The following is a 12,432-nucleotide window of genomic DNA, read 5'->3' on the forward strand; positions in this document are numbered from 1 at the left end:
ATTAAATTATAAATTTATGTCTCCTTAACCGTAATGATCTTTACCGGACAGGCTTTGGCCGCCAATTCACAGCTTTCTACGATTGCATGATTGGGAGATTTCAGCGTAAAAAATCCTTTTGCATTCTGCGAATGGATAAGAACCGATTTGCCGTCTTTTTTGGACATTTGGAAATGCGTCGGATCCATTTCGACACAATAATTGCAACCAATGCATTTATCTCTTTGTAACGTAATGACAACCATTATGCTTCGACAATTTTATATAGTTTATCCGACATCCTGATTCTGAATGGCAGCTTAAAACTGCAGTCATCTCCTTTAGTTGCTTTTTCGCCCGCTGCATCATTCACAAACATTTCATTAATAATCATTTCCTGTGCGCCTGTGCTTGGTCCTGTTACTAAGATTTTATCTCCAATTTTTATATCGTAAGCTTCAATCTTAAATTGCCCTATCCCTGCTTTTGGGAAATAATGTGTTCCTTTACCGACATAAACCTTTTTCTGAGTTGCTGCAGATCCTGGTATATCGCTCCATTCCCCTAATTCCTGACCCAGATAATATCCTGACCAAAATCCGCGATTGTAAACTGTTTCTAATGCTTTCATCCAATCTGTGATTTTTTCTTTTGAAAAACTTCCATCATAATAGGCGTCAATTGCTTCTCTATAAGTTTTAGTCACTGTTGCCACATATTCTGGCGCACGTCCTCGCCCTTCGATTTTTAAAACCTTAATTCCAGAATCGATAACCTGATCTAAGAAATCCAGCGTGCACAAATCTTTTGGCGACATCATGTACTCGTTATCCAATTCGATTTCAAAACCTGTTTCCTGATCGATAACGGTATATTTTTTTCGGCAATTTTGCTTGCACGCACCACGGTTTGCAGATGAATTATGTGAATGTAAACTCAAATAACATTTTCCCGAAACTGCCATACACAAAGCTCCATGCCCAAAAATTTCGATTTCGACCAAATTCCCGTTCGGCCCCTTGATCTGTTCTTTTTCAATTTGATCGGTAATATTCTTTACCTGTCGCAAACTCAATTCTCGGCTTAAAACCATTGTATCGGCAAACAAGCTGTAAAATTTTATGGTTTCAATATTCGTCACATTCAATTGTGTCGAAATGTGAACTTCCATTCCAATCGATCTTGCCATGGCAATCACCGCCTGATCGGATGCAATTACCGCTGTTATGTTTGCTTCTTTAGCTTTTGTCAATAATGTTTTTACAACCGACAAATCGTGATCGTAAATAATCGTATTTAAAGTAAGATAGCTTCGAACATTTTTAGCTTCGCATCGATTGGCAATTTCTTTTAAATCTTCAATAGTAAAATTAACTGTCGATCTTGCACGCATATTCAGCTGTTCAACACCAAAATATACTGAATCGCAGCCATTATCTAAAGCAGCTTGAAGCGACTCAAAATCTCCCGCCGGAGACATGAGTTCAATTTTATTGGTAAGTGTCATTTTTGATTTATTATTCAAATGACAAAAATAATATAGGTATAGATTAGATTCCTATGATTTATATCATAGTATATATTTTAAAAATTATTCGCAGTATATTAATAAAAAAGCCCACGATTGAATCAGTGGGCTTTGTTCTATATTATTAAAATTTAATGTAAATGTCGCAACACTTATATTAAATTCAATCTAAAATCTTGTATACTTTATCAGACAATCTAATTCTGAAAGGAACCTCAAAAGTAACTTTATCGCCAACTTTAGCAGATTGAGTTTCTGCTCCGTTAACAATGATTTTATCTAAAACCAATTCCTGATCACCTGTAGTCGGGCCTGAAATAAGGATTTTGTCACCGGCGTTTAATTCGTGGTTTTCTACGGTAAATTGTCCAACTTGCGCTTTTACATAATAATGTTCAGCTTTTCCAAGAAGAACTTTCTTTACTTTTATTTTCTGACGGATATCAGCTGGCTTTTGTGCTGTAGCCAAAGCAGTTTCAGGTAGTTCGCCTGAGTGTTTGAATTTTAGATTCTCTGATTTTCCTTTTCTAAAAACTTTATTTCCAACTTGTTTTCCAGTTCGAAGACGAACTTGGTCAACTAATGGCATATGGATAATTTCAAGACATTCTGTAGAACAACAGTTTTCCATTGCGGCTTTACATTCATCACACTGAATAAACAGCAAATGACAGCCATCGTTTTCACAGTTGGTGTGATTATCGCAAGGTTTTCCGCATTGGTGGCATTGCGAAATAATATCGTCTGTAATTCTTTCGCCCAGACGATTATCAAACACGAAGTTTTTACCGATAAATTTACTTTCTAAACCTTCTTCTTTCAATTGTTTAGCGTAATTAATGATTCCGCCTTCTAATTGGTAAACGTTTTTGAAGCCTTGGTGTTTAAAATAAGCGCTTGCTTTTTCACAGCGAATACCTCCAGTACAATACATTACCAGATTTTTATCGTCTTTGTGATCTTTAAGCTGTTCGTTGATAATTGGCAAACTTTCTCTGAAAGTTTCAACATCTGGAGTAATAGCTCCTTTAAAATGCCCTACTTCACTTTCGTAGTGATTTCTAAAATCTACTACAATTGTGTTTGGATCATCGAGGATTTCGTTGAATTCTTTGGCTTTTAAGTGAACGCCAATATTAGTAACATCAAAAGTGTCATCGTTTAAACCGTCAGCAACGATTTTATTACGCACTTTGATAGTCAATTTTAAAAAAGAATGATCGTCTTGTTCTACGGCGACATTCAATCGTATGCCTTTCATGAAATCGTAAACTTCAAGAGTTTCTCTAAAAGCTTCAAAATTTTCGGCAGGAACACTCATCTGAGCATTAATTCCTTCATTAGCAACGTAGATTCGGCCTAATGCGTCAAGGGCATTCCAGGCTACGAATAAATCATTACGAAATTTTTGTGGATCTTGAATTTTGGCATACGCATAAAAAGACAACGTAAGTCGTTGTTTACCTGCATCATCGATCATGATGGCTCTTTCTTCTGCGCTTAAAGTGTTATACAGTTGCATGCTATAAACAGTTTTAAGTTAAGAATATATATTTTTTAGATTTTCCTTAAAATCTGCGGCAAATTTAGAGTTTATTTTGAGATTAAAAATGGTCAAGCCCCAATTATCTGATTTTTTTAACATCTCTCAATGCTTTAAATACTGATTTCCAGCCTAAACTATTCCTTTTGATAGTCTTTTACAGATCGCTGAACCAAATCGTCTACTGATACAGAGCGGCTAATATGCCCAAAGAGAATTTCAAGATTTTCTGCGCGAAGGCTGTCTCTAACATCAGAACGGGCTTCGGCAATTTTTAGCGCAATATTCTTTGCCTGCAAGTCAATAAAAAGATTTTTTAAAAAACGCGCTCCCGTTATATCGATGCGCGGAGACGAATTGAGGTCTAATATTACTGTTTTTAGAGAACCGTTTTCGCTGTATACTTTTTCTAAAATTCGTTCTTTAATGTATTCGGCATTAAAATAAAATATGGAAGATTCAACTCTAACAATCAATACGCCTTCAATTTCCTCATTATCAGGATGCCTTTTCATATCAGTATAAATTCTAGTTCCTGGAACTTTGCCCAAAAAAGCGACATGAGGTTTTGAAGCTGCTTTTAATAATAACAGCAGGGTTACAAGTGTTGCAAGCAAAACTCCCGCGAGAATTCCCCAAATTAATACTCCTGCAAGTGCAATCATGACAACGGCAAATTCTTGTTTGTTTATTTTATAAAGATGCCTCATTTCTTTCCAATCAAAAAGCCCTCTTATGGCTACTAGAACAATGGCAGCCAAAATTACTGTTGGAAGATTTTGAAGATATGGGGTTAAAAATAAAAGGCAGCAGGCAATTGCAGCAGAAGCAAACAAAAGAGATAACGGTGTTTTTGCCCCTGCGGCATCATTTACGGCTGATTGCGATAAACCGCCAGCCACAGGATATCCGTGTCCGAGAGAAACAGCTGCGTTAGCTACTCCTAGTGCCAGTAGTTCCTGACGCGGATCAATAACATATCCGTTTTTTTGCGCCAACGTTCGCGCGGCTGAAACGCTTTCGATATAAGACAATAAAAAGCAAGCCATAGCAAGGGGCAAAACTCCTTCGACATCACGAATTCGAAGAGAAGGCAGATGGAATTCTGGAAGCCCCGTGGGAATAATCCCGACTGTTTTGAAATCTGCGTATTTTAATGATGTGGTCGAAATAAGAATAATCGATAGAGTGACAATCAAAATGGCTACAGGCAGCTGAGGCGCAATTTTTTCTCCCACAATTAAAATTACAATCGCTATTATTCCAAAAATAAAAACAGCTGTATTTATGTCTGGAATTTGATGAAAGAGCATAATAATTCGGTCAAAAAAATTATCTCCACCGCCTTTAACTCCCAATAATTTAGGCAATTGAGTTAAACCAATAGTAATAGCCGCTCCGGCTTTGAACCCCACCAAAACCGTTTCGCTAATAAAATTAATGATGCCGCTCAACCTCAGCAAATAAGCAATGATTGCCATTCCGGCGAATACTAATGCTGTCAATGAGGCAATTTCAGACCAGCGCTGTACGTCTCCATGCGCCATGCCAGATATTGTTGTGCCTACCAATAAAGAAATGGCAGACGTGGGTCCGATAGCAAGCTGTCTGCTAGTGCCAAGCAAAGCATAAAATATTCCGCCAATGAGGTAACCGTAAATCCCATACTGCGGAGGCAGACCTGCAAGCGTTGCATAAGCAAGAGACACAGGAATTCCGTACGCAGCAAGAGTTATTCCTGCAATAAAATCTTTTTTAAGATTCTGCCTTTCATAATTTTTGATCCAGTCTACCGCAGGTAAAAGTTTAGAAATCATATTGGAAAAAAGATTTAAGATAGTACGTAATTCACAAGCATAAATCAATCTTTATAGCGGCAAAAAAAAGTTACTCCTTCTCTTCCAATAGCGCTTTTTTAACCTCATTCAATTCAGCCAGTTTCTCAGGGCTTACTTTAGGATATTCCAAATCCATTTCGTCTAAGGCATGAATTATTGCAGAAGCAATAGCAATTCGGGCATACGATTTATTATCTGCAGGAATTACATACCAAGGCGATTTCTTGGTTGATGTGTTTCTGATTAATTCTTCGTAAGCGTGCATATACTCATTCCAAAATCCTCGTTCTTTGGCATCGGCTGCACTAAACTTCCAGTTTTTATCAGGATTGTCAACTCTTTCTATAAATCTTCTTTTTTGTTCGTCTTTAGAAACATTTAGAAAAAATTTAATGACAACTGTTCCATTTCTGTTTAGATATTTTTCAAAGTTTCGAATGTCTTCAAAACGATTCTCCCAAATATCTTTGGTAATCAATTTTTCAGGGATTTTTTGACTTTTTAAAATCTGTTCATGAACACGAACAACCAGCACTTCTTCATAATAAGAGCGGTTAAAAATTCCGATTCGGCCTCTTTCTGGCAAATGCTTTTGGCAGCGCCATAAATAATCATGGTCTAATTCTTCGGAACTTGGCGCTTTAAAAGAAGAAACTTGGCAGCCCTGCGGATTTATACCCGACATAACGTGTTTGATTGCACCGTCTTTGCCTGCCGCGTCCATGGCTTGAAATATGATAAGAACCGACCATTTATCCTGCGCATACAAAATGTCCTGCATAGCAGCAAGCGCTTTGACTCCCATTTGTAATGTTTCTTTAATCAACTCTTTCCCTTCATCACCAAAATAAGAAGTTGGTTTATTTTTTAATGTGAAATTTTTATCATCGCCTACACAATATTGCTCAGAGAACTTTTTTGCTCGGTGCAATAATTCTTTTTTGGTTATTTTTTTTAAATCATTGTCGTCTTGATCTGTTTTCTTGGTTTTTTTCTTATTGTTTTTAGACATAATCATTAAGGTTTTTTGAATTATCATTGCTATTTTTTGAAATAAATCTTCTTACAAAAACACAGTTCATCGATAGAATATTACATTTCGTCCTACTTCATGCTATCTCCTGAAAGTGAGATAAATAAAATTTTAACTAAAATTAACGAAATTCCAACAATATTTATCCATTTAACCAAAAAAACGCTAACTTAGCTCATGCACTCTATTGGTTTTTAATTAGTTGTATTTAATGAATTTCACCTAAAGAATTTTAACAATGAACAAAATCTACTCCTCAGCAATCTTACTAAGCCTCTTTATGTTTTCTTGCAAAAAAGAGACTCCTCCAAGCCCCAAACCTCTCGAAATTTCAGTCACTTCAGTCTTACAGCAAGATGTAAAATTAGAGTCTGAATATACGGGGCAGACTTTTGGTCAATCGGATATACAAATTAACCCGCGAGTTGATGGTATTATCGAAAGCATGAACTTCAAAGAAGGAAGTTTTGTTAAAAAAGGACAAGTGCTTTATACTATTGATCCTTTACCGTACAAGGCAAAACTTAATGAAGCCCAAGGAGTTGCAGCAGAATCGCAGGCACGTTTGTCTAAAACCAAATCAGATTTGGATATGATAACGCCTTTAGCAAAGATGAATGCTGTCAGCCAGAGAGAGTTGGTTTCGGCAAAAGCAGCTTACAACGCTTCATTAGCCCAAATAAAAGCCTCTGATGCCTCAGTAGACAATGCTAAGATTGAACTGGGCTATTGCCAAATTTTGGCGCCTATTTCAGGATTAATCGGTATTTCTAAAGTTCGCGTTGGCGATTATGTGAGACCCGGCGCAATGTCAGTCCTAAATACCATTTCAGATTTGGGAGATGTGAGAGTACGATTTACTATTAGCGAACAAGAGTTTCTGCGTCTTTTTAGAGAATTTAGCAAACCCAATTCTGCATTAAAAGGCTCTGGAGCAACTGTTACCATAAAATTATCTGACGGTTCTATCTACCCTGAAACAGGAAAAGTAAGTTTTGCCGACAGACAGATTGATCCTTCTACGGGAGCAATCACATTTGAAGCAGCCTTTCCTAATCCCGATAAATTGCTTCGTCCTGGACAATATGTAAAAGTTGCATTGCTAACAGATATTCGTAAGGAAGCAATCGTAATTCCGCAGCGTGCCGTTATCGAAGTCCAAGGAATCTATCAAGTTTATGTAGTAGGCAATGACAATAAAGTCCAAATGCAGATTGTGAAACCTGGTCCAGCTGTTAAAAACGGATATATTATTGAAGAAGGGCTAAAACCAGGCGATAAGATAGCCATGGGAGGTACTTCTTTATTAAAAAATGGAAGCGTCATCACTCCAAAAATTGTTCAATGGCAATTGGGCGATCCAGAAACTGTAGCTGCAAAGTAATCTAAAATCACATACTATTATGGGAGAATTTTTCGTCCGAAGACCAATTGTTGCCATTGTAATTAGTATTATTATTGTGATACTTGGATTACTGGCATTACAAAAAACACCTATTTCACAATATCCGGACATCAACCCGCCTGTTGTAAAAATTACGACTTCTTTTACTGGAGCAAATGCACTGAATGTTGAGCAGGCTGTAGCTACTCCTATTGAGCAAAAAGTAAATGGTGTTGAAAATATGCTGTACATGAAATCGATCAACACTTCTGATGGCGCTTGTACCATTGAAGTTACTTTCGATGTAGGAACTAATTTGGATAATGCCAATATGCTTACCCAAAACAGACAAAACCAGTCTGCTCCATTTATGCCCTCAAGTGTGAAGCAGCAAGGTGTGGTTGTAAAAAAATCGCTATCGTTTCCGATGGTGCTGTTTACCATTACCTCAACCAATCCGAAGTATGACGCCAAGTTTTTAAATAACTACGCCAGTATAAATGTTGTTGACCAGCTGGCCCGTATAAAAGGAGTTGGAGAAGTTGCGCTTTTTGGAGGTAGCGACTATTCGATGCGTATTTGGCTGAAGGCCGATATGATGAACAAACTCGGCATAACGGTTGAAGATGTTAAAAATGCATTGAACGCACAAAACATGATTAGCCCGGGAGGAAAGTTTGGAGCAGAGCCAGCACCTCCTAATACTGAATTTACATACGGTGTAACACTTCAGGACCGATTAGTGACCGAAAAAGAATTTGGAAATATCGTAGTTCGAAGCAAGGAAGATGGCGCTCAGGTTTTATTGGGCGATATTGCCCGTATCGAACTAGGAACTGAAAATTACAGCTCAACTGCTAGAAGAAACAGTGCTCCTAGCGCCGTTGTTGCTTTGTATCAAATGCCGGGAAGTAATGCTCTTGATGTGGCAGAGACTGCAAAAGCAACGATGAAGCAATTATCTGAACGATTTCCGCAAGACGTTGTATACCAAGAATCTTTAGATACCACTCTTGCCATTACCGCTGGGGTCGATGATATTGTGCACACCCTTTTTGAAGCTATTATTCTAGTTATTTTAGTAGTTTTCATATTCCTTCAAAACTGGCGCGCTACTTTAATTCCGTTAATTACCGTTCCTGTTTCTCTTGTTGGTACCATTGCGGTTTTTCCAATGTTAGGGTTTTCAATCAATACGCTTTCCCTTTTAGGATTAGTATTGGCAATTGGTATTGTAGTCGATGATGCAATTGTGGTTGTAGAAGCTGTAATACATCATATCGAACATGGAAAAAATCCGCGGGAAGCGACAATTCAAGCCATGAAAGAAGTATCTGGACCTGTAATTGCGATTGCATTAATTCTGTGTGCCGTTTTTATCCCCGTTGCCATGACACCCGGAATCACAGGACGTTTTTATCAGCAATTTGCCATAACCATTGCCGTCTCGGTCGCGTTTTCGGCATTTAGTGCTTTGTCCTTGAGCCCCGCGCTCTGTGCCATGCTGTTAAAACCGACAAAACCGCTTGACCAGCAAAAAGGATGGCTTGCCAAATTCTTCTCCTGGTTTAATAGAGTTTTTGAAAATGTTACTGGAAAATATATTGGAGGAGCAACATTTTTCGCCAAAAAAGCAATGCGCATTATTGTTTTACTAGCCGTAATACTCGTTTCGATTGTTTTTTTAGGCAAAAAAATTCCATTAGGATTTATTCCAGAGGAAGATCAGGGTTATGTTTTAGTGAATATTTCTTTACCGCCTGCATCGTCTTTACAGCGTACCGATGAAATATCCAGAAAAGTAGACAGTTTCCTAAAAGAAGAAAAATCTATTCTTTCTTATACAACGATAAACGGATTTAGTATGCTTACAAACTCCTATCAGCCTAACAACGCTTTCATTTTTATTTCCTTAAAACCTTGGGAAGAGAGAGCTGAAACGGCTAAACAGTTTGTAGACCGATTCAATAAAAAACTGGCTACTCAAATTACGACGGCAACCTGCTTTTCATTTGGCCCTCCCGCAATTCAGGGTCTTGGAGCTTCTGCTGGATTTAGCTTAATGCTGCAAGACCGCGGAGGAAATACGCCGCAATATTTGGCAGAACAGACACAAAAATTTATTGCTGCAGCACAGCAGCGTCCTGAAATAAAACGAATTTACACCACTTTTAATGCTGGTACTCCACAAATTAAGTTGGATATCGACAATGATAAAGCAATGAAATTAGGAATACCCGTTTCTAAAGTCACCGAAGCGCTTGGAGCATTTTTAGGAGGAAGCTATGTAAATGACTTTAACCGTTTTGGACGCCAATATAAAGTTTATGTGCAAGGAGAAGCTGTTAATCGTGTGAAACCCGAAGATCTAAACATGATTTATGTAAGGAACAACAAAGGCGATATGCTTCCTGTTTCTACACTGGTTACAGCGACCAAAGTTTCTGGCCCCGATTTTACAAATCGTCTGAACCTATTCCGATCTGCTGAAATTGGAGGAAGTCCGAATGATGGCTACAGTAGTGCTCAGGCTTTAACCGCATTGGAGGAAGTTGCCAAACAGACCTTGCCTGCAGATATGAGTTACGATTACATTAACTTATCGTATCAGGAAAAACATTCTCCTGGAGGATCTTCTGTATTTGTTATGGCATTGGTCTTTGTATTCTTAATCCTTGCCGCACAATACGAAAGCTGGAAACTGCCCTTTAGCGTACTGCTTGGAGCTCCGTTTGCCGTATTTGGAGCGTTTCTGGGGCTTCTTTTGGCAAGATTTGGAAGTGATGCTTATGTCAATAACGTTTTTGCCCAAATCGGACTCGTTTTACTTATCGGATTGGTAGCTAAAAATGCCATCCTGATCGTTGAGTTTGCCAAAGAAGAATATGAAAGAGGAAAACCGCTTTACGAATCGGCAATGTACGCGGCGAAACTTCGTTTTCGCCCTATTCTGATGACTGCTTTTGCTTTCATTCTCGGGGTTGTGCCGTTGCTGACTGCTACAGGTGCCGGCTCGCAAGCCCGTATTGTAATGGGAATGGCCGTATTTAGCGGAATGTTGATCGCCACCGTTTTAGGTGTATTAATTGTACCAGGTCTATTTGTTATGATTGAAAAAATTGGACACAAAAAAGAAGAAACAATCACAACAGGAGAAAACAATGTAGAATCAAATACTACAGACCATGAGTAAGAAGTATAAAATAATCGTTATTGTATTGGTTCTTACCCTATTTCCGGCTGGATGTATGGTAGGACCGAAATATAAAAAACCGGAGCAATTAAAATCTGACTCTTACAGAAACGAAAGAAATTTGGACAGTCTCGCTTCGGTAACCAATCTAAAATGGTTTGATCTGTTTAATGATGATGTTTTAAAAGGTCTGATCCAAAAAGGTCTTGAGAATAATTATGATCTCAAAATTGCGGTATCAAGAATCGAGCAGTTTCGTGCCCAATTGGGTTACACCAAAGCAGATTTATTTCCAAGCATTCAATACGGAGCCACTATAAACAGCAACGAAAAATATATTACGCCATCAACCGCAGTAGCCAGTATGTCTTGGGAACTTGATTTTTGGGGTAAATTTCGCCATGAAAATAATGCTGTAAAAAATGAACTCCTTGCTACAGAAGAGGCTCGCAAAGTAATATTATCTGATATCGTTGCCAATATTGCGATAGCGTACTTTCAGATGCGAAATTTTGATGATCAGCTGGAAATAACCAAGCACACTCTCGAAACCAGAGAGAAGTACTATCAAATTATTAGCGAGAGGTTCGAAAAAGGCTATATCTCTGAAGTAGACAAAGTGCAGATTGAACAGCAGGTTGCCATTGCGGAAGCGGCAATTCCTAACATTGAAAGACAAATAACCTATCAAGAAAATGCCATTGCATTGCTTACAGGCCAGCTTCCTACTGAAATTCCGAGAGGTAAAAGCAATACCGAACTTCAGATAATCAGTAAAATTCCGTTGTCAATTCCGTCTGCCTTATTAGAAAACAGACCCGATGTAAAAGCAGCCGAATTAAGATATGCAGCTGCAAATGAAAGAATTGGCGTTGCTCAAGCCATGCGTTTTCCTTCTATTAACCTAGCTGCCATAGCTGGGTTTGCCAGTGCCGATTTAAGCAATCTGTTTTTAGGAAGTTCATATTTGCAAAATGCTTCTGGAGGAATTGCAGGACCAATATTCGCTTTCGGAAAAAACAAAAGAAGAGTCGAAATAAACAGACAGCAGGCAGAACAGTTCAAATTCCTTTATCAAAAAGCATATATCGATGCCGTTTCTGAAGTTGAACAGTCTATACAAAACGTTAGAACTTATCAAGAAGAATGGAAAGCACGCAACAGACAAGTTCAGGCTGCTTTAATAAACTACAAACTATCCCACGAAAGATATGAGAGCGGTTACGTTTCTTACTTAGAAGTTTTAGATGTAGAAACTAACCTTTTTAACGCCCAGTTGAGCCTTGCGCAATTATCTGAAAGACAATTAAGCTCTATGATCGAATTGTATAAAGCCCTTGGCGGAGGATGGAGTCTGTAAAGGCACAAAGGTTCAAAGTGACAAAGGTTTCTCAACTATTCTAAAAAACAAAAAAGCACTATTTTATAGTGCTTTTTTTAATCTTTGTACCTCTGTACCTTTGCTTCTTTGAACCTTACAAATTAGCAGAATTCGTTAAACGCATCCTGTAAATTCTCAGCAATTAATTCTGCTGGACGTCCTTCGATGTGGTGACGCTCTAACATATGAACCAATTCTCCGTTTTTAAACAAAGCCATAGATGGCGAAGATGGAGGAAATGGAAACATATGCTGTCTTGCAGCATCAACAGCTTCTTTGTCAACACCTGCAAAAACAGTAATTAAATGATCTGGTTTTTTAGCATTATCCAAACTCATTTTTGCTCCCGGACGTGCATTTCTTGCAGCGCACCCGCAAACAGAGTTTACAACAACTAAAGTGGTACCTTCGGCTTTGATAGCATTTTCTACAGCCTCAGCACTATGTAAGTCTTGAAAACCAGCAGCTGTTAATTCAGCCTCCATTGGTTTTACCATGTCTAGTGGATACATATTCTTGTTTTTTAAAATTTTACTTTTGAACTGCAAAGTTA

General features: G+C 38.2%; 9 protein-coding genes. 3 read left to right on the plus strand and 6 right to left on the minus strand.

Annotated elements, in window-relative coordinates:
- Positions 1-14 precede the first annotated feature (14 nt).
- From N4T20_RS04355 to N4T20_RS04375, 5 genes are all read right to left on the minus strand, one after another.
- On the minus strand, positions 15-245 hold the full coding sequence (locus N4T20_RS04355; RefSeq protein WP_260671881.1) for a ferredoxin: 231 nt from the start codon (positions 243-245) through the stop codon (positions 15-17).
- Positions 245-1,486: a peptidase U32 family protein gene (locus N4T20_RS04360; protein ID WP_260671882.1), complete on the minus strand. Its 1,242-nt coding sequence runs from the start codon at positions 1,484-1,486 to the stop codon at positions 245-247. Before N4T20_RS04360 ends, N4T20_RS04355 begins: the two co-directional genes overlap by 1 nt.
- A gap of 184 nt (positions 1,487-1,670) precedes the next feature.
- Positions 1,671-3,029 carry a rhodanese-related sulfurtransferase gene (locus tag N4T20_RS04365; RefSeq protein WP_260671883.1) on the minus strand — a complete coding sequence of 453 codons (1,359 nt, stop codon included), beginning with the start codon at positions 3,027-3,029 and terminating at the stop codon, positions 1,671-1,673.
- A 158-nt stretch (positions 3,030-3,187) separates the two neighbouring features.
- Positions 3,188-4,867, minus strand: a complete 1,680-nt coding sequence (locus N4T20_RS04370; protein WP_260671884.1) for a SulP family inorganic anion transporter — start codon at positions 4,865-4,867, stop codon at positions 3,188-3,190.
- Positions 4,868-4,937: 70 nt separating this feature from the next.
- On the minus strand, positions 4,938-5,927 hold the full coding sequence (locus N4T20_RS04375; RefSeq protein ID WP_260671885.1) for a polyphosphate kinase 2 family protein: 990 nt from the start codon (positions 5,925-5,927) through the stop codon (positions 4,938-4,940).
- Between the two features lie 232 nt (positions 5,928-6,159).
- On the opposite strand from N4T20_RS04375, the gene N4T20_RS04380 reads away from it, so the two are divergent.
- From N4T20_RS04380 to N4T20_RS04390, 3 genes are read left to right on the plus strand one after another with little or no spacing between them, the layout of a single operon-like run.
- Positions 6,160-7,305, plus strand: a complete 1,146-nt coding sequence (locus N4T20_RS04380) for an efflux RND transporter periplasmic adaptor subunit (RefSeq protein WP_260671886.1) — start codon at positions 6,160-6,162, stop codon at positions 7,303-7,305.
- 19 nt (positions 7,306-7,324) lie between these two features.
- Entirely contained in the window at positions 7,325-10,498 is a 3,174-nt protein-coding gene (locus N4T20_RS04385; protein WP_260671887.1) for an efflux RND transporter permease subunit, read from the plus strand.
- Positions 10,491-11,858: an efflux transporter outer membrane subunit gene (locus N4T20_RS04390; RefSeq protein WP_260671888.1), complete on the plus strand. Its 1,368-nt coding sequence runs from the start codon at positions 10,491-10,493 to the stop codon at positions 11,856-11,858. The genes N4T20_RS04385 and N4T20_RS04390 overlap by 8 nt, the downstream gene beginning before the upstream one ends.
- Before the next feature lie 122 nt (positions 11,859-11,980).
- Here the strand turns inward: N4T20_RS04390 and N4T20_RS04395 are convergent, their stop codons facing one another.
- Positions 11,981-12,391: a BrxA/BrxB family bacilliredoxin gene (locus tag N4T20_RS04395; protein ID WP_111284876.1), complete on the minus strand. Its 411-nt coding sequence runs from the start codon at positions 12,389-12,391 to the stop codon at positions 11,981-11,983.
- Between the last annotated feature and the right edge of the window lie 41 nt (positions 12,392-12,432).

Origin of the sequence: Flavobacterium sp. TR2 (assembly GCF_025252405.1) — a bacterium.
Lineage (GTDB): Bacteria > Bacteroidota > Bacteroidia > Flavobacteriales > Flavobacteriaceae > Flavobacterium.